At 33.4% G+C, this 22,118-nt stretch carries 24 protein-coding genes and 1 pseudogene; 10 read left to right on the forward strand and 15 right to left on the reverse strand.

From position 1 onward, the window contains the following. Positions 1 to 67 precede the first annotated feature (67 nt). On the reverse strand, positions 68 to 1,396 hold the full coding sequence (locus HS129_06495; protein ID MBE7411699.1) for a DUF445 family protein: 1,329 nt from the start codon (positions 1,394 to 1,396) through the stop codon (positions 68 to 70). Between the two features lie 216 nt (positions 1,397 to 1,612). Here HS129_06495 and HS129_06500 point away from each other — a divergent pair, with 216 nt between their 5' ends. From HS129_06500 to HS129_06515, 4 genes are all read left to right on the forward strand, one after another. Beyond that, positions 1,613 to 2,761 carry a site-specific DNA-methyltransferase gene (locus HS129_06500; GenBank protein ID MBE7411700.1) on the forward strand — a complete coding sequence of 383 codons (1,149 nt, stop codon included), beginning with the start codon at positions 1,613 to 1,615 and terminating at the stop codon, positions 2,759 to 2,761. Between the two features lie 109 nt (positions 2,762 to 2,870). After that, positions 2,871 to 3,332, forward strand: coding sequence for a carboxymuconolactone decarboxylase family protein (locus HS129_06505; protein ID MBE7411701.1), 462 nt, complete (start codon positions 2,871 to 2,873; stop codon positions 3,330 to 3,332). Positions 3,333 to 3,414: 82 nt separating this feature from the next. Continuing rightward, on the forward strand, positions 3,415 to 3,642 hold the full coding sequence (locus HS129_06510; protein MBE7411702.1) for a toxin-antitoxin system, antitoxin component: 228 nt from the start codon (positions 3,415 to 3,417) through the stop codon (positions 3,640 to 3,642). Beyond that, a complete protein-coding gene (locus HS129_06515) occupies positions 3,639 to 4,043 on the forward strand; it encodes a type II toxin-antitoxin system VapC family toxin (GenBank protein MBE7411703.1) in 405 nt (134 codons plus the stop codon). Before HS129_06510 ends, HS129_06515 begins: the two co-directional genes overlap by 4 nt. A 43-nt stretch (positions 4,044 to 4,086) precedes the next feature. Here HS129_06515 and HS129_06520 read toward each other — a convergent pair. The 5 genes and pseudogenes from HS129_06520 to HS129_06540 form a co-directional block, all read right to left on the reverse strand. Beyond that, positions 4,087 to 5,316 (reverse strand): annotated as a pseudogene (locus tag HS129_06520) (IS256 family transposase). A gap of 153 nt (positions 5,317 to 5,469) precedes the next feature. Then, positions 5,470 to 5,670: a 50S ribosomal protein L31 gene (gene rpmE, locus HS129_06525; protein MBE7411704.1), complete on the reverse strand. Its 201-nt coding sequence runs from the start codon at positions 5,668 to 5,670 to the stop codon at positions 5,470 to 5,472. A 16-nt stretch (positions 5,671 to 5,686) separates the two neighbouring features. Continuing rightward, entirely contained in the window at positions 5,687 to 7,108 is a 1,422-nt protein-coding gene (gene rho, locus HS129_06530) for a transcription termination factor Rho (protein ID MBE7411705.1), read from the reverse strand. 85 nt (positions 7,109 to 7,193) lie between these two features. Further along, positions 7,194 to 8,345 carry a transcriptional regulator gene (locus tag HS129_06535; GenBank protein ID MBE7411706.1) on the reverse strand — a complete coding sequence of 384 codons (1,152 nt, stop codon included), beginning with the start codon at positions 8,343 to 8,345 and terminating at the stop codon, positions 7,194 to 7,196. A 76-nt stretch (positions 8,346 to 8,421) separates the two neighbouring features. Then, entirely contained in the window at positions 8,422 to 9,501 is a 1,080-nt protein-coding gene (locus HS129_06540) for a hypothetical protein (GenBank protein MBE7411707.1), read from the reverse strand. 103 nt (positions 9,502 to 9,604) lie between these two features. On the opposite strand from HS129_06540, the gene HS129_06545 reads away from it, so the two are divergent. From HS129_06545 to HS129_06555, 3 genes are read left to right on the forward strand one after another with little or no spacing between them, the layout of a single operon-like run. After that, positions 9,605 to 10,075 carry a hypothetical protein gene (locus HS129_06545; protein MBE7411708.1) on the forward strand — a complete coding sequence of 157 codons (471 nt, stop codon included), beginning with the start codon at positions 9,605 to 9,607 and terminating at the stop codon, positions 10,073 to 10,075. A 5-nt stretch (positions 10,076 to 10,080) separates the two neighbouring features. Further along, the gene (locus tag HS129_06550) at positions 10,081 to 10,503 is read left to right on the forward strand and encodes an HIT domain-containing protein (protein MBE7411709.1); all 423 of its coding nucleotides are present in this window, start codon (positions 10,081 to 10,083) and stop codon (positions 10,501 to 10,503) included. Then, complete coding sequence (locus tag HS129_06555) at positions 10,500 to 11,798, forward strand: hypothetical protein (GenBank protein MBE7411710.1); 1,299 nt, start codon at positions 10,500 to 10,502, stop codon at positions 11,796 to 11,798. Before HS129_06550 ends, HS129_06555 begins: the two co-directional genes overlap by 4 nt. 59 nt (positions 11,799 to 11,857) lie before the next feature. Here HS129_06555 and HS129_06560 read toward each other — a convergent pair whose 3' ends face one another. The 6 genes from HS129_06560 to HS129_06585 form a co-directional block, all read right to left on the reverse strand. After that, entirely contained in the window at positions 11,858 to 12,244 is a 387-nt protein-coding gene (locus HS129_06560) for an Hsp20/alpha crystallin family protein (protein ID MBE7411711.1), read from the reverse strand. Between the two features lie 24 nt (positions 12,245 to 12,268). Continuing rightward, positions 12,269 to 12,703, reverse strand: coding sequence for an Hsp20/alpha crystallin family protein (locus tag HS129_06565; protein ID MBE7411712.1), 435 nt, complete (start codon positions 12,701 to 12,703; stop codon positions 12,269 to 12,271). A 135-nt stretch (positions 12,704 to 12,838) separates the two neighbouring features. Beyond that, positions 12,839 to 13,567 (reverse strand): hypothetical protein, encoded by a 729-nt coding sequence (locus HS129_06570; protein ID MBE7411713.1) that lies wholly within the window; start codon positions 13,565 to 13,567, stop codon positions 12,839 to 12,841. A 6-nt stretch (positions 13,568 to 13,573) separates the two neighbouring features. Continuing rightward, positions 13,574 to 13,930 (reverse strand): STAS domain-containing protein, encoded by a 357-nt coding sequence (locus HS129_06575; GenBank protein ID MBE7411714.1) that lies wholly within the window; start codon positions 13,928 to 13,930, stop codon positions 13,574 to 13,576. A 133-nt stretch (positions 13,931 to 14,063) separates the two neighbouring features. Next, entirely contained in the window at positions 14,064 to 14,687 is a 624-nt protein-coding gene (locus HS129_06580; GenBank protein ID MBE7411715.1) for a TetR/AcrR family transcriptional regulator, read from the reverse strand. After that, positions 14,687 to 16,279, reverse strand: coding sequence for a TolC family protein (locus tag HS129_06585; protein ID MBE7411716.1), 1,593 nt, complete (start codon positions 16,277 to 16,279; stop codon positions 14,687 to 14,689). The genes HS129_06580 and HS129_06585 overlap by 1 nt, the downstream gene beginning before the upstream one ends. A 235-nt stretch (positions 16,280 to 16,514) precedes the next feature. Between HS129_06585 and HS129_06590 the strand changes: the two genes are divergently transcribed. From HS129_06590 to HS129_06600, 3 genes are read left to right on the forward strand one after another with little or no spacing between them, the layout of a single operon-like run. Then, entirely contained in the window at positions 16,515 to 17,639 is a 1,125-nt protein-coding gene (locus tag HS129_06590; GenBank protein ID MBE7411717.1) for an N-6 DNA methylase, read from the forward strand. Continuing rightward, on the forward strand, positions 17,626 to 18,789 hold the full coding sequence (locus HS129_06595; protein ID MBE7411718.1) for an acetylglutamate kinase: 1,164 nt from the start codon (positions 17,626 to 17,628) through the stop codon (positions 18,787 to 18,789). Before HS129_06590 ends, HS129_06595 begins: the two co-directional genes overlap by 14 nt. Beyond that, positions 18,786 to 19,130: a DUF393 domain-containing protein gene (locus HS129_06600; protein MBE7411719.1), complete on the forward strand. Its 345-nt coding sequence runs from the start codon at positions 18,786 to 18,788 to the stop codon at positions 19,128 to 19,130. The genes HS129_06595 and HS129_06600 overlap by 4 nt, the downstream gene beginning before the upstream one ends. Here the strand turns inward: HS129_06600 and HS129_06605 are convergent. Genes HS129_06605 through HS129_06615 form a run of 3 tightly spaced genes read right to left on the reverse strand, consistent with a single transcriptional unit; the run spans position 19,124 to position 22,092 of the window. Further along, positions 19,124 to 19,840 carry a M48 family metallopeptidase gene (locus tag HS129_06605; protein ID MBE7411720.1) on the reverse strand — a complete coding sequence of 239 codons (717 nt, stop codon included), beginning with the start codon at positions 19,838 to 19,840 and terminating at the stop codon, positions 19,124 to 19,126. The genes HS129_06600 and HS129_06605 overlap by 7 nt on opposite strands. Before the next feature lie 3 nt (positions 19,841 to 19,843). Further along, positions 19,844 to 20,884 carry a D-alanine--D-alanine ligase gene (locus HS129_06610; GenBank protein ID MBE7411721.1) on the reverse strand — a complete coding sequence of 347 codons (1,041 nt, stop codon included), beginning with the start codon at positions 20,882 to 20,884 and terminating at the stop codon, positions 19,844 to 19,846. Then, positions 20,881 to 22,092, reverse strand: coding sequence for a KamA family radical SAM protein (locus tag HS129_06615; GenBank protein ID MBE7411722.1), 1,212 nt, complete (start codon positions 22,090 to 22,092; stop codon positions 20,881 to 20,883). Before HS129_06615 ends, HS129_06610 begins: the two co-directional genes overlap by 4 nt. Positions 22,093 to 22,118: the final 26 nt, after the last annotated feature.

Raw genomic sequence — 22,118 nt, forward strand, 5'->3', positions numbered from 1 at the left:
CGATAGGAAACTTAAAAAAACTACTCTACAAATAATTTTGATATATTCAATAAAAAAGAAACTCGATTTATTTCAAAAACTTTTTCTGATTTCGATAGTACGACACCCACGCAAGAAATGTCAAACCAAGAACAGGTAGAGCAAAATAAATATGCACCTGAATAAAACCTGCAATAAGTCCGAGCACTCCACCAAGAAACTGGATCATAACTAAATTTCCACCCGTATTGTCTAAGATCATTTTTTCTAACTCGTCAGTATCCAGCTTCATTACTTGCTCTTGAACAAGATGGGTAATATTAATTTGATGAACAATATTTCCGATTTGAATTTTTAAGTATCTACTTCCTTCGGGTGATCGCATGTATTCAATCAGTTTTTCTTTCGCATAATCTAAAATTTTAAATGAATAATCTCCTATCTTTTCCCAATTTTTCTTATCTTCTAAAAATTTTTGTAATCGATCGATTGCCGCTGGCAAAATAGTATCTTTAGAATACTTGCTCATCGTATCAACCCAATCTTTCATCTTTAGCAAAATATATTCTTGGGTCTCCAAAGAAGAAATTTTTTTTTGAATATCTACAACCAATATATCTAGTACTCCCAAAAATTTGTCTGTAGTTTCATCATTCTCAATAAAATCTTGTAATAGTTCTTGGAGTGCGTTATTGTCAAAAGAAATAATTTTCTTAATCCCAAAACCAATTGTGCCTATGGTATTTTTTTGTTTTAAATATTCATCAATGGCGTTATTCAAAATAATAGACAATTCAGGGATTTGCTCTGAAACCAACTTTTTGATTAGCTCAACGATGGTTTCTCTATTTTCTTTTGACTGAATGTATTCTATAATTCTTTTACGGATTTCTACCCAAAGTTTTTCTATTTCTTTCGGACTTCCGGCAATATCTTTTAATGTGTCTTCCACTAAGTTAAACGTCTGAGACAAAATCTCCGGCCCTTTTTCTTGAAGAGAGCCTATAATCTTAGAAGTTACTTTTTTTCGGACATCTTCATTTTGTAAAATCTCATCCAACCATTTCTCTAAACGCTTAGTGCCTTTTTGAATTAGTTTTTTTTCGTAAACATATTCTAATAAAATGTCGGGAGCCAATAAATTTTTTTGAATACTTTCTCCCAAACTTTTTGCGATGTTCGCCTTATTTTTTGGGACAAGTCCTTCCCAGCCCAATACCTTACCCTGTTTTGGCTGAAAAAGCATTCTAATCGCAAGATAGTTTGTGTAATAGCCTACAACCCCCGCCATACAAATTACAAAAATTCCGTCTATCCAAATATTTTTTTCTAAAATAAGTAATTGAGCGACACCAAAAATAATCGTAACAAAACTAATCCCCCTCCGAAAAAAGAGGTCGATCCTTCCAACATCCATACTTTTCTCCAAAGTTTTACATTCTTGAAATTTTCACTAAAAATCCAATCAAAAAAAAGCATCTAAAAACACTTTTTTATAATCATTCTTCAATTTTATTTTACTTATGTCGTATAGCATTCCGCATAACGTATTTTTTATAGCTAAAAATATTCCTTCATTGCTATGAGTCTCTGTACCGATATTTATTCCATAGTCGAGGGCAAGACAGGAAGAATGAATAGAAATAATTTATCTCTAAAAGACAATAAAACCGAAGTAGGAGAATTCTGGACATCCATGCAAAGGCAATCCCACCCTATTCACTATGTAGTGAGTTACAGGGCTTCTTTTAAGCCTGAGCTTCCTTCTTTTTTTATGAATAAGTATTTGAATAAAAAAAAATCTATAGTACTCGATCCGTTTGGTGGGAGAGGTACGACTTGCATTCAAGCCAATTTAGAAGGTCATTTTGGAATACACAACGATATCAACCCTGTATCAAACTTTCTCGCAGAATCCAGAAAAAACATTCCTTCTATTTCTGATTTAGAAAAAACCCTAAATAAACTGAATCTAAAAACAAAAACAACAGAAGAAAGCAATGATGAAGATATGCTCCACTTCTTCCATAAAGACACTTTGAATGAAATAAAAAATTTAAAAAAAATTTTTATAAAAGACAATTCACCTGAAATCAAATACATTATTTTGACAGCTCTCTCCAGACTCCACGGTCATAGCCCGGGTTTTTTTTCAGTATATACCTTCCCTCAAATTTCTATCGAACCAAAATCTCAAGAAAAAAATAACATCAAACGAAATCAAAAGCCGGAGTATAGAGAAGTAAAACCCAGAATCTATTCTAAAATGAAAAGAGATCTTTCTAAACCACTCCCCCCGTTCTATCATGAATTTTCCGCGAACAATTTATACTTAAATCAAAGTGCGACCAATATTTCTCTATTGAAAGATTCATCAGTTGATTTAATTATTACCTCACCTCCATTTTTAGACAAGGTAGATTACGCAAAAGACAACTGGATGAGAAAATGGTTTCTTGGTTTACAAGAAGAGCCAAGAATCAGCATATTCAAAAATCTTTCTGAATGGAATAAATTCATTTCCGATGTTTTTAAAGAATCATCTAGAGTGTTGAAAAAAAATTCATATATTGTAATGGAAGTTGGCGAAGTTCAAAAAGGAAATAACCAAATCTCCCTAGAAAAAGAGATTATCCAGAACGCAAAAGACACCTCACTCTATTGGAAAAAGACTTATATAAATTCACAAAAATTTACCAAACTTTCCAATTGCTGGAAAGTGGACAATAACCTAAAAGGCACAAATTCCAATAGGTGCGTAGTTTTTCAAAATATAAAATGAAAAAAAATAACTTATTTATATCTGAGCCAAAAAAAAACCAATTTTTTTTCGCATACTTATCTATTTTGCAGAAAAGATCACTAAAAAAAAATTACTACCCGCAAGGCTTTTGTGTCACTATCCAAAAGGTGCGTTAGGCGCATTTCTACTCGAATCGCTTATCGTAAATAAGCACAAAGGGTTAGACAAAAGAATTTTGAAACTAATCAGAATCCAAGCGTCCCTATCCGTAAATTGTCCGTTTTGTATAGATATGAATTCGGAAAACTATTCCAAGTTCTATATAACAAGTAAAGAGTTACTTAGTCTTCAAGACGAAAAATTATTTAATAACATAAAAAGCTTTTCCAAAAAAGAAAAAGTATGTATCCAATATTCAAAACTCTTATCCAAAAGTCCTGTTTTAGTTACTGATAAAATCTACAGTGATTTAAAAATATATTTCAGCGAAAGCGAAATTGTCGCAATAGATTACACAATAGCCCAAGTAAATTTCTGGGCAAGACTAATCCAAGGGCTAAAGATTAGCCCGGAAGGATTTTCTAAAGATTGTGTGTATGACCCTAATTAGACTGCAATTGCATTTAAACTATACTTGCAAATATACTTGACATCTTCATACTATTAACTATCTTTAACATAGGAGGTTTCCTGTGCCACAAATATCACTATACATCGACAAAGATACTTTAACCAAAATAGAGAAAGCTGCGAATAAAGAAAAAATTTCGATTTCTAAATGGGTAGGTAAAAATATTAAAAAAGTAATAAAAGAAGATTATCCACAAGGATTTTTTGACTTATTTGGTTCTATCGCTGATGAATCATTTAAAATTAAGCAATTATCCTTTAACCATGATTCTAAAAGAGAAAGTTTATGATTTATTTTTTAGATACAAATATATGCGTATATTTCCTTAAAGGATTATATCAACCGATAGTAGATAATATTCAAAATACTAATCCGAATAATATAAAAATTCCATCTATTGTTAAAGCTGAGCTTCTTTATGGCGCTGAAAAAAGTCAGAATAAAACTAGAAATTTAGCTAATATAAATAGGTTTCTTGAACCATTCGAAGTTATTTCGTTTGATGATACTTGCTCAATTGCATACTCGAAAATTAGATCATTATTGGAATTGAAAGGAGCTATTATAGGTCCGAATGATTATATAATTGCTGCGACAGTATTAGCAAAGAATGCAATTCTTGTAACAAATAATACAAAAGAATTCAAAAAAGTTCACAATTTAAAAATTGAAAACTGGACTGTGAAATAAATGCAAGAGGGTGTAGGAAATTTTGTGTAAAATCCTTTTCCGTTTAAATTTCCATTCTCCCTTCAAAATTTATTGCAAACTGATTAATCGCAGCACCCCAATCCCGGATAGGCATGGTCCATTTTTTTGATGCATTCTGCAGAGCCAGATACAACAGTTTTTTTGCCGCATCATCATTCTGGAAATGAAGCCCGGTTTGATCACTTTTCCGAAAACGTCATATTCAAAGACTCGATTGCATTGGTTGTGTAAATTACTTTTCTGATTTCTGCCGGATAGGCAAGAAAGTTGAATTATCTCATTCCATCTGTTTTCCAAAGTTTTGAAATCATCGGATATTTGAATCCATTTTAGAAAATTCCTGAAGTTTTAATTTTGCTTCCTCAACGTTAGTACTGCACGATAGATTTTTCAATCAGATGAAAGCTCTCTTTCGATTTTTAAAGGAAACATGCTTCAGAAATTTCTGACCATATGAACGATACAAAGCTGAACTTGGCATTTGGATAAATAGTTTTAATCGCTTCCGGAAAACTTGGTAAGTCCATCAACACAGGCAATCAATATATCCTGCAACCCACGGTTTTTAGTTCAGTCAGGATTTGGAGCCAGAACGGATCCTAATTTTCTGGGATCCAGACTCAAAACCTCTTTTAAACCGTTCATGCATGACGCCGATAGCCATATGAACAGCCTTGTTTTTGACCTGACCATCGTCTCTATTTGACAGAACTCAATGCATCAAGATAAATAATCGGATAGATTGAATCAATAGGTCTGGTCTGCCATTTTACTACTTCTTCGATTACACCATCTGTTACTGTGGAGATCAGATCAGGAGAAACTTCCAACCTGATAGATTTCCTGAAGATGAGCCTGGATGTTCGTGTCGTCATTCCTCGCTAATACATAGAAATTATTTTATCATCAAATCCATTCCAATGGGTCTGGTTTTCTTGATTATCTAAGTTCAAATTCGGAATTTCGGTTAATTGGAACGTCGATTTCAGGTTTCAAAATCGCATCTTGATAGTCTTTTTCGAAAACCATTGCGGGGAATTGCCGGCACCATTTTGACGAGAATGTTTTCATAACCCAATTCATGGGTTGACTCGACCTGCCATCCAGCCTTCTCGACTATAGCTTTGGTTAATTCTTTTTAAAGACCATTTTCACCGATCAATTATTTCAGGATTTTGTATTCCTTGATCAACTCTTCAAGGAGCTCGTCTTTTCTGGATTTTGTTTTGCCATATTCTTTACCTCTTTTTATTTTCGGGTAAAAGATATTTCTAAAATTAATTACACCTTCAAATGCAACAACTGATAACGTAGCTTACTCGCTTCCTCAGCTCTTGCATCGCTTGCTTGCAAGGGCTGGGTTGGACTTCGCCACATCGTGCAAAAGGCTTGTGCTACGTAGGGCCTATTTCATTTTGTATTTTTTCTTAAATTTATCCACTCTACCCGTTGTATCTACCAATTTAGACTTTCCGGTATAAAACGGATGGCAACTTGAACAAATTTCAACTTGTATATCACCCGCACTGGATCGGGTTTCAATAACAGCACCACAAGAACATTTAATCTTTGCGTCAATATATTTTGGATGGATTCCTTCTTTCATAACTTTCTCACCTTTTTTAAGAATTCATGCTTGCTAAAAATGCGTCATTTGTCTTAGTTCCCCGCATTTTATCTAAGAGCAATTCCATACTTTCTGTAATGCTCATAGGGGAAAGTACCTTTCGCAAAATAAATACTTTTTGGAGAACGTCTGGTTTTTGCAAAAGCTCTTCTTTTCTGGTTCCGGATCTGTTGATATCAATAGCCGGAAAGATTCTCTTGTCGGACAATTTTCGATCTAAGTGGGCTTCCATGTTTCCTGTTCCTTTAAACTCTTCAAAAATTACTTCATCCATTTTAGAGCCTGTGTCTATTAGTGCAGTAGCAATAATAGTGAGAGAGCCTCCACCTTCAATATTTCTTGCTGCACCAAAAAATCTTTTTGGTTTATGAAGGGCGTTTGAATCCACACCACCGGATAAGATTTTACCGGATGTTGGGATAACTTGGTTGTAGGCTCTGGCAAGCCTTGTAATCGAGTCTAATAAAATTACAACATCTCTACCGTGCTCTACGAGTCTTTTTGCTTTTTCTATTACCATTTCTGCGACTTGTACGTGTCTTTGGGCTGGCTCATCAAATGTAGAGCTGACCACTTCACCTTTTACGTTACGCGCCATGTCTGTAACTTCTTCCGGTCTTTCGTCTATCAAAAGTACGATCAAATACACTTCGGGGTGATTTCTTGTAATTGCATTTGCAATATTTTGCATAATTACAGTTTTACCAGTTCTGGGAGGTGCAACGATTAATCCTCTCTGCCCTTTTCCGATTGGAACCATAAGATCTAAAATCCTTGTATCTAAATGAGAAGGATCAAATTCCAACACGAGTCTTTCATTTGGGTAGAGTGGAGTCAGGTTATCAAATAAAACTCTTCTACTTGCAATCTCAGGTGAAACCCCGTTGATTAACTCAACTCTAAGCAATGCAAAAAACCTTTCCGATTCTTTGGGAGGACGGATTTGACCTTCTACTGTGTCTCCGGTTCTTAAACCAAAAAGTTTAATTTGAGAAGGAGATACATAAATATCATCCGGTCCAGGCACATAGTTGTAATCGGGGGATCGTAAAAAGCCATACCCGTCTGGGAGTTTCTCCATTACACCGACTGCATGGACTTGTCCATCTCTTTCGGTTTGTGCTTGCAAAATTGCAAATATTAGATTTTGTTTTTTTAAACCGTTGGTATTTTCTACCCCCATGGACTTTGCCATTTCGGTAAGCTCGCCTATTGCTTTTTGCTTTAGAGCGACTAAATCAATCGGATCCGGTGTCGGTCCCTCGTAGTGCTTTTTTTTCTTTTTGTGATTTCTGTGGTCGGAGTTGGAACCATTGTTTGAGATTTCCTGAGATGGAGAATCTACAACTGTAAGATTTTCAGTATCGACCTCTGCTTGAATAATAGGTTGTTCAGAATTTTTTTTTGTAATTGTCATGTCCTTTTTTAGGGTGCTTGCCTTTTAATTTAATTTGATTGAATTAAGATGTGATCTAATAGAGAACTTCTGAGCGTTCCAAAATCTATTTATTTTTCTTAGATTTAACTGTCAAGGATTTCTTTATTTTTTCTTTGTTTTTTCCAATAGTTTTTATATTTTTTTTCAAACTATTTTTAACAGAAACAGGCTTTTTTTTCTTTGATACAATTTTTTTCGATCGCAGTTTTGGAAGTACTTTCTTGACGGGTTTGGTTTTTCTTTCAATCGGGGTATCTTCTATAGTAGTTTTCATTTTTTTTGTAAGGTTTAACTGACGAATTCGATTTTGTAAAGTAGATCTTGGAATTCCTAGAGCCTTTGCAGTATGGGAAATGTTATTTCCGTTAGATTTCAAATAGTAGTAAATGTACCTGCTTTCAGTTTCATTCAAAACAACCTCAAGAGGTAGCTTATTGTGAAACGCCTCTTCTATAGAAGGAAAACTCATTCCATCTTCTCCCATTACAGAGAGCCTATTGCCGGGCAAGATAAACTGATACAAGAATCCGAGAGTTTTGTCTTTTTTCTCCAAAGGAATCACTCTCAAAATTCGATCTACCTGTTTTATATAAGTCTGCAAGAATTGGTTCGGAGAGCCTTTTAAATTTTCAATACTATTGGTTTTCAAAAAATTCGCAAACAGATCTTTATTCAAATCTCTTAAAAACCTTTCTGCAAATACAATTGAGTTACGAAAACTTGGTTTCACTAAAATTTCTTTTTCAAATTTTTCATTGTAAAAAACCGAATTCCCTTCTATATCCGTTGCAATTAGAGGATCCGGAAAATTCTCTAAGATTAAAGAAGTAAACCATTGAATCTTTTCATCAGGAGAGACCAATTGTTTTTTTTCTACTATTGGTTTTTCTTTCTCTTCTTCTTTTTTTACAGACTTAGAAAACTCTGCGAGAAATCTGGGCTTATCCCATTCTCCTACTTTTTCACCTGTCTCCGACAAAACCGGAATAAGTCGATTGGATTGAAAAAATACGATTAGATTTTCATGGAATGTTTTTTCCAATAAGTGCTTGGGGATTTTTTCATAAACTTTTCCAGACAAGGAAAGATCACTCATTTCCAATAAAATTTTATTTTTGGATAAAAAACCGACAAGCTCATCTGTTTCAGTACTAATTACTGGGATCTCTTGCACCGGAGTCACTAGGAAATGTCTGTAAATAGATTCAATTTTCATAAGCGTTTTCGCTTAAAGATTAAAAAAATGAATTCTAAAAAAAAAGAAAGAAATTTTTATTTTAAAAACTTAAATTTTACTCTATTTTTTCAATTTTAGAATATTTCATGCCTTTCTCTGCCAAAGTCAGTTTTGTGTTTTCTTGTTTAGCTACAAGCTCTGTTATAAAACGATCCACAGAATCTTTTTTGCCGTCTTCCAATTTTTTGTCTGACTCTTTTTCTGCCTCTATAGAATAGGATGAGTCTTTTTTGATTTCTTTTTTTTCTAATAAAGGCAAACGAAATTCTGAAGTTGAGCTATTTTGTTGAAACAGGCTCACCTTATGGCTTCTTTCTTTTTCTTCTAATCTATATTTTTCTATAGACTGTTTTACTTCCTTATATCCAAAAATACAAAAAATGAAAAATGAAAATAGAATAGCAATTTTCAAGAGTAAAAATATATAAAAAGATAGGGGTGTTTTTCCTGGGATATAGTAAAGAGTCAAATCTTCATAAATATATACTTCAGAATTTGGGTGAGATTTTTTTATATCAGAAAAATTTTCTCTAAACTTTTCATGTCGGATGGAATAATCAACAGAATCAGATTTCGCATAACGTAAACTGCCATCCCCCTGAAAAAGAAAAAATTCACCCTCAAATCCGATATAGGAAAAATCAACAGGGAAATATCCACTACGATTTCTGATAAAAAATGTGACCTCGTTTTCTTCGTCTGTTTGAATTTTCTGGATTAGTAAAGATTTTTTTAGCTTGGTTTTTGAATACCCGTCTGAATACAGATCTGTCCAATCTCCAAAAGAAAATATGACCTCCCCTTTTTTGCCGATTCTAAGCCCTCCAAGATTTTGGATGGATTCTAATTCCTGGGTCCACTGTCTTGAGGCTTCCTTGTTTCCACTTAGAATGGCTTGTAAAACCCCTTCAAAGATTAACCTTCCCCGTAAATACTCTTGTAAAGAATAGTTTTCTTTCTTAATCCGATCGACCAAGCCCAAAATGATACTTTTTTTTTCAATATACCCCGGGTGACCGGCGGTATTTTGCAGCCAATCTAAAATTGGCGTTTTTACACCCAAAAAACCGGATTCCTTACCGTCTTTGCAGGAAAATACGAATAATATTATAAAAGCAATAAAAAACTTTGACATAAAAAATCCATTCTAATACATTAATAATCGGACTAATTTTTCGGGTTAAGAAAAGATTAATAGGAGAAAAAACTAAAATTAACTGTTTTTTGTTATAAAGAATATGAACATCAATGACCTGAATACTATCAAAACTACCGAACAGTCATGGAGAGATTTTGTAACTTATAGCATTACATCGAATTTTTACCAAGACGTAAAAAAACTATCTCTTTCAGTTCAGGATGCGGTAGAGCTGACTCTATTCAATAATTATATAAACACATTTTCAAAAGACGAACAGGCAAAACTGTTGCACGACAAAGAAGTATTTTTAGTTTATGCAAAAGGCTTTGTAGATATTCTTTCAGAGTATAGATTCAATAGATCGGGTTATGACACTTCAATTCGATCCGGATTTATTGGAATGATTCGCAACCTACTCAAAGAACAAAAAGATAAAAATGGGAAAGTTTTAGATATCGAAAAATACCGCTTCTTTCACTCTATTGTTAAGTTTTGCTCTTCTCTCGATTATATCACTGAGGTTTACGACAGATACAAAGCATTTATACAACACTCAGAAGGTATTTAATTTGAATGGACTGTACAATTTGTGCAATTCATAAAAATAAAATTCCAGATATATTAGAAATTACAAATTACTGGATACTTCGCCACTCCGAAATAGAAAAAAATTGTCCTGGGTATTTGTATCTCGAACCAAAAGCCCACATAGAAAATCTTTCTGAGCTTTCTGTAGAATCCGCAAATGAAATAGGATCCCTATTCAAAAAGTCCGGAGATTGGGTAGAGAAAAATTTTTCCCCAAAAAAAATCTATACAGTTAGTATTTCTGAAAAAGTCCCACACTTGCATTTTCATATCGTACCAAGGTACACAGACTCAAACATAGGTCTTGATTATATTCAGTTGGCGTTGACATCTAAAATCCCTAAAACTCAATTTTCAGACTTACAATTTCAAAACCTTTCTTCTATAATTTCAAACTATCTCTTATGATTTCTAATTCTAAATATTTTATTTTTCTTTTTAAGGTAGCCACCCTATCTATTTTAGTTTCCTACTGCAATGCAATACCGGATAATAAACAAAAAAGTAAGGACAAGGAAAATCTCTCCAATCTTATAGGTTGCTATTTCGGCTGTGCTTTTATACCCGGCCCTCTTGTTGATTATACCAATTTAGACTCTCAAAAAAGAGGAAGATTGATTTCTTCTCAAGACTTGATCCGAGTTGATTCGTTTCAATTAAGACTTGGAGTAAATTCTTTTTTAGGTGCAGGCTCCCAATACAATTTGAATATACAGAACGGGGCGACAATGCACGAAATTGTATATGAAACGATTGATACATCAGGGAGTCTAATTCGAGCCTCCGGTGCAGTCTGGATTCCATGGAAAAATACCGCACTTCCAATAATCAGTTATAACCACGGAACAGAAATAGGATTCAATACAATTTGGAGACTGAGTGGAGCTGTGTTTTCTGCCAATGGCTTCATTACTTTAGTTCCGGACTACATCGGATACGGGAAAACAAATTTTCTCCAACACCCCTACCTACATGCAGCAACTCTTGCCTCCAGTACAATAGACATGATTCGAGCTATTAAAAAATTTTGTGAATACAATAAAATTCCACTGAATGAAAAAATCTTTTTAACAGGATATTCAGAAGGCGGGATGGCCTCTCTTTCTACATTAAAAGAATTGACAAACAATCCGATATACAATTTAAAGATTACAGCATCCTCTCCCGGTTCTGGTCCTTACGATCTTTCTACAACTGCAACAAACATTATAAAGCCATCCAATCCTCTTTTGTCCAACGTGAATGTATATATCAGTTTTGTTTTAGGTGCTTATAACTCAATTTACAAAATCAATAGACCCCTCTCTGATTATTTTTCGGAGAGTGTTGCACAAATCTTCTCAACCGGTATTTTCCAAAGAGAGGACGGATACGAAATCACAAAAAATCTTCCCAAAAATACAGACTCACTTTTAAATCCAAAGTTTGTATCGGATTATTCAGGAGCTGGTGAAACAGGATTGAAAAATTATATTTCAGAAAATAACACTTACAACTTTACCCCAAATGTTCCGGTAAAGCTATTTGCCTGTGAAGGAGATAAGGATGTCCCCCCACTCAATTCTGAAACAGCCTACAATTATTTTATAGGTCAAGGTGCAAAAAACATAGAAAAAGAAATCGGCCCTTTGAGCTGGGGTGGCCACGGTAATTGCTCAATTCCAATTACTTTAAAAACAATTGAGTATTTCCAGAAATTTTAAAAAATTAGATGCAGACTTATCTCTATAAATCTGCATCCATCGAATCTTAAAGATTTTTCTTATTCAGACTTTACCGCAATTTTTCTGGCTTCCGGTTTCAACTTTTTTAAAGTCAACTTCAGTTGGCCGTTTTTCATTACTGCCTCTGCATTCTCTAAATCCACAGGCTTAGAAACTTTAAAGTCTCTCTTAAAATCTCCAATCCTATACTCAGAATAGATCCTTTTGTATTCTTTTGGGATCTCCAGAGAAGTCTTTCCCTGAATAGACAAAATATCTTCGTTTAGAGTAATATCAACAGACTTTTCATCTACCCCGGGCATATCTACAAACAAAATTAATGTGTTCTCAGATTCATAGATATTCACATCTGGAACAAACTCTAATCTTTTCGTTTCTTCTTTTACTGAGTTTTCAGTGTTTTCTCTAACAAGTTCTTGTACCATATTTTTCTCCTTATATAAAAAATTTTAGTTTTCTACTTTAATTTGTACTTTTTTAGGTTTCAATTTTTCAGATTTTGGAAGCTGAATAGTCAACACACCATTCACATATTTTGCCTCCACTTTTTCTGATTCCACTTCAAAAGGAAGTTCCAATTTTCGGGTGAAATTCTTATCCGATATTTCTGATCTCAAAACCTCAAACCCTTCAAATTCTTGTTTGCCTGATTTCACTCCGACTGATAGAACTTTCTCTTCTATACCGATATCAATATTCTCAAGCAAAACACCCGGTGCGAAAATAGACACGATCACTTCTTCATCGTTGGAATATACATTCACGGGTGATTTAGCGTACTTTGAAGTCACCCCACCTAAAATATCCATATTCTTCCAGATTCCCGGATAGGATTCACTACCCCAAGGGTCCGAAAAACGATTATTCAATAAATTGAAAAACATAGACTCTCCTTTATCACTAAAGCTATTTAAGTGACAGATTTTATTGTCACTCTTTTGTTTAGAGTGCTAATTTATAAAAATGTTCACTTTTTATAAAAATTTTTGCATTTTTTTAAAAAAATCTTTGATAAGAAGCTATTTTGTTTCTGAGTTTTTAATAATTGCTTCTGATTTTGGCAGTCTTGAAGTTTCTTCGTCTCTGGTTAATTTTCTTGTTTCTAACCTCTCTTGAAACTTGTACTTCGAAAGGTCGTCCAATTTAAAAATAAGCCACTTTCTGTTTTTGAATCCAGACACTGTATTGAATTGAAAAAATGAGTCTTCCTCGATTTCATTCTCGTCAGCGACTACGTTCATACTAATCGGACGAATATTGGTCCAGTCAAAAAAACTTTTATAATCTCTCGGAAGAGCAGATTTGATTTCTCCAAATAGTAAATTTAACCCGTTAGAATCGACCCAGATTAATCCAGTTGTTCTTTTGTAGGTAGATAGAACTGATTTTATATCGTCAAACTTAGATATAAATACAGCTCCTTCTTTTTCTTTTAAATTTCCGAATAATTGGGACAGATCTCGAGATATTAGCTTTAATTCACCTAAAGAAAAAATATAAATCGAGGTCTCTCCAAATGAATTCTTCTTTTTCACTTTTAAATTCCCCAAAATGTCCATTATCTTAGATTCATCCATAGTGAAAGGGTGCAAAAACGCACCTGAAACTAATTTTTTATTCGGAAACTGATCTTTCTCTAAAAGATAGTATGCAGAATCTGAAGTATTATAAACTAATTTTCTACTGTCAAAACCAGTAGAGCAACGAAAAAGAGATAAACAAATTATTAAATTAACTAAAAATTTCATCGGAATCTAACCTAAAATATCCTTAAATTCAGGGTATTTCTCAATAAATTCTTCCTTAGTATGGATTACAAGTATGTTTTGTAGCCCTGATAATTTAAATACAGAATTGAGAGATTTACTTAAACTAAAAACAGACACCATCCTACCCGAAGGTTTCTGCTCACTTGCGGTTCGGATTACAGTCCCGATCCCGGATGAGTCCATATATCTTACTTCACCCAAATTCAAGCTGATTTTTTCGATAGAAGTGTCATCGAGAAGGTTTTGCAACTCCACGTAAAAATCTCTAGAATTATCCATTAGAATATCCTTCAGTACAGAGACCATCAGATGATTGTGTATTCTATGATGAGATATAAGCATGGCTTTTCTTAAGGATTATATTGTTCTATTTGCAGGGTCTCTGTCAAGGAATATTTCAGTTATGACACTTCTGCAAGAACCCTAAAACCGGTTTTTTCATGGTGATTTTATCAAATTTTTGAATCTATGTATTTTAAGATTCAATGTTTAGCTGTTTTTTAAGAAAACTGATTATATATTTTTCCATTTTTTCGGAATAATTTTCAGGAAATAGCTTTGGGTAAAGACTGGAATCTTTGTAAGTTACTCCACTGATATAATAAAACACTACGTGAGCCACAATAGAAAACGTAAGAAAATAAGGGTTCTCCGAAGTGGAAAATTCTCCGGTAGAGATTCCTTTCTGAATCAGGTTCTGAATTCTCTCAAAAAAAGGGATCCAATATTTCTCTCTCATAATCTGAAAAATTTGACCACGACTCACCATTTCTCTACAGATAAGCATAGACTTTTCAATATTGTCTTTTTGAATATTTTTTTCAAAAGAATGGATCGTCTTTAATAGAATTTCCCAACAGCTTTTGCCTTCTACATGGTTCAATTCTTCGTTGGAAAGAAAATCAAAATCAAAAAAAGAGTGAATTACCGCAAGATACAAATCTTCTTTATTCTTGAAATGGTAGTAGATCATTGCTTTATTTACTTTTGCGATCTTTGCAATCTCGTCAATTCTAGCAGCACCAAAACCAAATTCTGCAAAAACTTTCCGCGCAGCCAATAGTATCTTTTTCTCGGTGTCTAAATCTTTTTGCTGCATTACCTAATCTCTGAAATAATTTTTACTATATCTACACCATACTTTTCAAAAATATAATTCTTAGACAAATCGTACCTTAGTATATTGATATTGTAGTTTACTTTTGACTGGATCGTACCTAATTGGGACTGAACATAAGCATCAAGTGCATTTTTGACTGCGATTGCAGGGTACTTGCCTTGTCGAAACTGCCCCATCACTCCTTTGTAAAACCTCTCTAATTCATTTTCCATGTTTTGCGATTTGTGTAAAATTTCAAAGCTCGCTTCAATAGCTTCTCTTCTGGTTTTCACTTCGTCTAAAATTTCATCTCTTAATTTTTTCTCTTTTAGTTTCACTTGCTCTCTTGTAGCCAATGCATCCCGTATATTTGATTTAATTCCTTTGTCCCATAGCGGGTAACTGAGTTTCACATCTCCTCTGTACTCAGGGTATTTCATAGACAGAATAGCGTGCTCTGTATTCAAATAATTTTCCTGTGGAGAAATGAGGTTTTGCCCTCTCGATGAATACGTGGCAGACACTTTTAGCGAAGGAATATCCTCTTTTTCAGCATTGGTTAAACTAAGCTCTGAAATCTCTTTTTCTCGTATTACATTTCTTAAATCAATTCGATTTTGGTAAGCGTAGTCTATATCCTCTGAAATTGTTTTTTTCAATGCAACGGCGTTCTCAGTCAAATCTGTAAGCCCTGTGACCTCCGAAGTCGGATCCACATTCAATATTCTAAGCAGCTTGATTTTTGTTTCTTCTCTATCTTGTTTTGTTTTTTCTAATTGGCTTTTTACACCGGCGAGGGCAGAATTCCACTGATTGATTTCAAATTTTTCAGCAAGCCCAAGATTTTGTTTTCGTCTCGTTAAGTCCCGAATTTCAATCGTATTTTTTAGCAATTTTTCATAAGTTTGAACAGCAGAATCATAAATTGTAAGGCTCCAATAATCCACCAAAACTTGCACAATGAGTCCAGACAATTGATAGATCAATTCTTCTCTTTTCATGGCAGTTTGATTTTCTAAAATCTTCACCTGATTTTTTTCAGTTTTACCAAAGCTACTTTTCAAAAGCTCCTGACTTAAAGTAAAAGAAACCGCACCCGTGTACATAGGAGGAACTGCCATAAATTTAAAATCTGCAGGAGTAGAAGAAGATTCAAATGCGTTGGAGTCAAATCGGACAGCACTTGCTTCTAACTTAAAATAAGTTCCTGTTGCAAATTGTTTTTCAATACCTGCACTAAACTTGTCATTGGAAATCTTAGTTCCTGTAAATACATTCAATCTATTATTCGGGAGAGTGGATCGAAAAGACTCTACCGTTCCCAAGACCTTCCATAAAAACTTAGAATCATTCTTAATTAAATCTGAATCTGCTTTAATAATTTCGTATTTTGCGTTTTTTACGGTTATATTGTTTTCAATAACGTATTTGACCGCATCTTGGATTGTCAAACGAATCACTTTTTGCCCATTCGATGGAGTTTTTTTTTGGCTTTGGCTGATTTCGTCGTTTTGACTAAGTTTCCAGATTTTTTCTGCAATACTTAAATCCTCCGAGGCTATACCAAAAGAGCAAATTAGTAAAAAAACCACGAATAATGAGAATTTTAGGGTGTGCGATCCAGCTTTTCTTGAAGAAAAATACAAATTAATACCTATTAAATAACTATTTAGTTAATAAGGGGTTTTTTGACAATTATCTAACTACAAAAAATCATTTAGTTGTAAAATTTTTTATAATTAGAAAATTACAATTTCTATTTGCAGAAATGGGAGTAGTTAATTTCACTGTTTTACAAAAGAGAACTAAAAAAATGGTTCTAAATTCTTGAAAGATAAAACTATAGACCCCGAAAAATTCCAATACCATTCCAGTGTAGCAGAAGGTTTACACGATTTTTTGGAAAGAGAAATCACAAGCCATTCTTTAAAAATTATTTCCAAAAATAGGGGAGGAGTTTTTTTTACAGGGAAAAAAGAAAACTTAAAAAATTTTTTCCTCTCTACGCGATTTTCATCTAAAATAAGTTTTGAAATCGCAAAGTTTCAGTTGACTCACCCGGATGAGCTTTATGACAAAACGATTTTAATTCCTTGGGAAAATTTTTTATCCAACCGAACAACTTTCAAAATCGAATCAAATACAAAAGACAATTTAAGCCATTCTAGATTTGCGATGTACAGACTCAAAGATTCTATCTTAGATAGGTTTAGAAAAAAAATCGGAGAAGAGCCACAAATAGAAAAATTCAAACCGGATATTCTGATAATACTTCGCTCACATCAAAACTATGCAAGTATTTCACTTAGCATCACACCTACTTCGATTACAAATAGGGGATACAGGACTTCGGGTGGAGTTGCACCTTTGCGTGAAAATATTGCACAAGCAGTGTTGGAATTTTCTGGCTGGGAAAATGAAGAAGTCATCATTGACCCGATGTGTGGATCTGGAACAATCTTAATTGAAGCAGCACTTCTTTTAAAGAACTCCCATATCAATATAAAAAGCATGAACTCTTCAACTTTATTCAATCGATTATTCGGTAAAGCAGAAATGCGAAATTCTCCAAAACCAAATTCAGTTTTACTTTTTGGTTACGATAAAAATATACACGCAATCAATTCTGCAATAGAGAATGCAAAAAACGCAGGAGTGGAAGATTGGATTCGATTTGAGAATAAAGACTTTTCAGAAGTCCAAAATAATTTTGACCAAGGATATATAATCACAAACCCTCCTTATGGAGAAAGGTTAGAAGACAAAGATTCTGCAAAAATTTTGTATGGAAATCTTTCCAAGTTTATAAAACAGAATTTCAAAAATTTTATTTTTACGATAATCACTGGAGATAAATCTCTACTCGGTTATTTAAAACTGAAACAAAAGAGCTCACTCAACCTCACAATCGCAAACTGGAAAGCAAAAATTGTAAATTATGAAATCAATTGAAATGAAAGGCAAGGACACTCTATTAAAATTTTTAGAGATCACTGCAAACACAAGAGACTCAGAGGTTTTCTTAAAAAACTTTCGTTCCCAAAGCCCTGAAAAATTTGCGATCATTTATATAGACGAGGGGGCTTTAACTGAATCCTTTTTAACTTTCTATTATGATTTGAATTTTTTGTACAACTTAAACCTATACCCGACTGTGGTAATCGAAAAGACTTCAGAAGACTATTTAAAAATATTTTTTAAGAATATCTATGAAAAATTCAAATCTTCAGAAAATTTTTTTTTGTTTCCGATTGATATTTTTTACTCGGAAAATAACACTCTTGATGAAATCGTGAAATGCATTTCCTCCAAAAGAATTCCTGTTTTAGTTTTTGATGAAAATAAAATTTCTACCCTTGAATACTTGAAGACAATTGCAAACAATCTATTCGTAAACAAATTAATATTTTTAAGAGAGAGAGCCGGTCTAAAAAAAAAGAATAGCAACAAAATAATTTCTTTAATCAATTTAGAAACAGACTATGACCCAATCATAGAACAAAATTCTTTAGATGAATTTGACAAAAAATTATTAGACAACTCTAAATTTCTATTAGAAAAGTCCAAAAATTCCAGATTAGCCATTGCCATTACCTCCCCTGCCCTGTTACTAAAAGAATTATTCACAATCAAGGGAAACGGTACCTTTATTAAAAAGGGGAGTAAAATTCAGTTCTTTGAAGACTATAAAAAAATTAATGAAATGAAACTAAAATCATTGATCGAAAATGCTTTTCAAAAAAAAATTCAGGATAAATTTTTTAAAAAAGAAATTCTTGGAATACTCATTGAATCTGATTACAGAGGTGCTGCCATTTTTCAAAACACTGAATTCGGAATCCTCCTCTCAAAATTTGCAGTAGATGAAATTGCAAGAGGCGAAGGAATTGGTAGGGAAATCTGGGATAAAATGAAAATAAAATTTCAAACAATTTTTTGGAGAGCTAATCCAAATAACCCGATCAATTCTTGGTATCAAAAAGAATGCGACGGATTTCAAAAATTTCAAAATTGGAATATTTATTGGATCGGGTTACAAGTTACACAAATTCCAGAAATTTGTAAGTTTATGTTAGCCTTGGAGGCAGATTTTTCTGAATAGAGATGGATGTATTTTTTTATGACGGGAAATGCCCATTTTGCACAAAGACAGCAAATTACTTACAAGAAAGATGCCTGAATAAAAATATCCATTTTTTGTCCTTTAGAAACTTGAGTGACAAAGAAATCCAAAATATTCACAAGGACTTATCCTTGGAGCTATTGACAGGAAACACTCAGTTTATTTTTCGCAATACTCGATACCCTCACTTTTTTGGGATTAGAAAACTTTTCCCGTATTTGAGAGGGTACAGATATTTTACCCTATTTTTGTATCTGCCCTTAGTCCCACTTTTTGGAATCTTATTTTTACAAATTCTAAAAAAAATAACTCGTCACTGATTTCTATATTCATCCATAGGCTCGATGTCAATATCGTTCCCATTTTTTTTCAACCAGAGCTCGGCATCTTTTCTATCTGGATATACTTTTTCTAAAAATGTATAAAATTCCTTAGAATGGTTTGGATGTATCAGATGCGTCATCTCATGGAGTATAATATAATTCTGGATATTTTCCGGAAGTAACAATATTTTCCAATGAAAATTCAAATTCCCTAAACTCGATGCACTCCCCCATTTTGTCTTGCAGTCTTTGATCCGAATATTATTTGGTTCTTTTCCGATTAGGTTTTTATAGTTTTGAATTTTTTCTGCAACCAACACCTTCATCATCCTCTTGCAAAATACAATCATCAGTTGCTTTATCATCTGAGACCTTTCGTTTTCTTTTAATTTATTTTTAACCTTCACGAAGAGACATGAATTCTCGTACTCAATTGAATTTACATTGGAATTACAAATTTTCAATTCGTACAATTGATTTGCAAATAAAAATTTTTGTCCATCTTTGAACTGGGGGCTTTTTTTTTCCGGTGGAAGACTGTTTATTCGACTCTTGACCCAAGAAGTCTTTTCTTCTATAAATTCTCTTAGCTGTGAATTAGTAATATTTCTATCTACAGTTACAATCACCCTTCTATCTCTATATACACTTATAGATATGTTTTTATGCCCTCTTCTTCTGATGAGTTTATATTCAAAAGGAATCATAATCTACTCTAATCGCATCTTTCCGTACAAGAATCTTTTTTCTTTAAACTCTTCAACCGCTAAATTTAGAATTTCTTCTACCATATCGGAATACTTCTTCTGAAACGAATGAGTATAACAAATCGGAAAAGTACTGTATTGAATACTCAAACCACAAGTCAAATTCCCTTCTAAAAAATAAGGGTTCCCTTTTTCATCGCATTTAAAATCATATCTTGCATAACCACTCACTCCAATCTCTTCCGAAAGCCTGATAGAGTAGCCTTGCAGTTTCTTTTCTTGATCTTTGTCAAATCCGAACTCTAATCTTTCCGGCATTTTTGACTTTGACTTAACTGCATATCCATAGACTCTCCCCGGGTAAGTAACTTTTGCAAGTTGTGTAGCCTTATATTTTCCTCGATTCCCCATAACGCCTATAGTCAACTCGTCTCCCGGAAGATACTCTTCGATTAGTAACTCCGAGTATTTATTAATTTCTTTCTCCAAGTGAGTCAAATCATTTTGACTACTCAAAATATTTTTGATATCAATAGCAATCCCGGATCCTTCTAGATTGGGCTTCCAAAAATATTTTTTACTTTTCAGTTTGATTTTTTTTAATTCTTCATTATTTCTAATTAGAAAATGATTTTTTACAGGAATTTTTAATTTCTTAGCAAATAGCTTGCATAAATTTTTATTCAGAGTGATGGATTGAGCGTAAGAATCCGACCCGGTATGAGGAAATCCAAAAAACTCTGCAATAGAAGGGATATAGCCTTCTCTATTTCTGGAAAAAAAACCTTCTACTAAATTAAAAAATATAACTTCTTCTCTATGTATTTTACCAAGATGAACCTCTTTTATGATTTTTTTACAAATTGTTAAAAGTTTATCATAATCTTTTTTCGGCTCGATTAAAATTGCACTGTACCCAAGTTTTTGTATTGTATGTTTTAATTTTTCTATACTATCTTTAGATTCCCATTCTTGCTTAAATGTATTTTTCAAATTAGAAAAACTATCGCTTATATCTGCGTTGAGTAAAACTATTTTTTTCATTTAGATTCCATTTCGTTTTGTATTTTTTGATATAACTCATCGTCGATTTCTTTGTATAAGCTATCATAGCTTGAATCGATTGGCTCAAAGCTAAAGTGGTAGGTTTTTTTGGCAGCCGATTGAAAAACGTGGTTTCTAGATTTTTTGTGAAAGCCAATATACCAGTTTGGTGATAGAGTCACCTTTCCACCACCTCCGGGAAGATCAGTTACAAAACTCGGAATCCCCATTCCAGCAATTTTTCCTCTCATGTATTCTATAATTTCTATTCCTTTTTGCAAAGGAGTTCTAAATCCCCTTGAACCGGGTATCAGCTCCGGGTCATACATATAGTATGCTCTAACCCTCAGCTCCAAAAGTTTTTTATGCAAGGACAACATAACCTCGCCTGAATCATTGATTCCTTTTAAAATAACACACTGGTTTCCTACACTCACCCCTGCTTTCAACAATTTTAATATGGCACCCTTGGCTTCTTCTGTACATTCTTTCTCGTGATTGAACTGGGTGTTGCAAAATATAGAAAGAAAGTCATTATTGTATTTCTCGATAATTTTTAATAGGTTGTGCGTTAGTCGCATTGGCAAAGTGACCGGGTTACGCGTACCGATTCTTGCAATTTTTACATTCTGGATGCTATGCAATTTTTTCAAAATCCAATCTATTTTTGAATCAGATAAATTAAAAGGATCTCCACCAGATATAACTACATCGGTTATATCTTCATTTTTTTCGATATACTGAAAACAAGACTCTAACTTTTCTTTGTCCATCCTGTTTTTATTATCCGAAACTTTTCTTCCTCTCATACAGTGCCTGCAATATACAGAACACTCATGGTTGGCAAATAAGAGTACTCTATCCTTATACATTCGGGTTAAACCTGTAACAGGGGAAAGCCTTTCTTCGTGCAAAGGATCCAAAGACTCTTCATGTGAAAAAATACTTTCTTCAATTCTTGGAACGATCATTTTTCGAATAGGACAATTGTAGTCAAAGGGATCAGAAAGAGACAAATAGTAAGGAGTTACTCCTACATTCAACCGAATAGACTTTAAGATTCCTTCCTTCTCACTTTCGGTGAGTAAAAAATATTTTTTTAAATCCGCAGAATGAACTCGATTTCTCAACTGGCTCGTGTAATTATTCCACTCCACTTTTTGAAAAAGAGCTTTTCTATTTTCCTTAATTTCCTCTTGAATAGACATACAGTTTATACAAAATCAATATAGCC

This window comes from Leptospiraceae bacterium, assembly GCA_015075105.1.
Taxonomy (GTDB): Bacteria; Spirochaetota; Leptospiria; order Leptospirales; family Leptospiraceae; genus JABWCC01.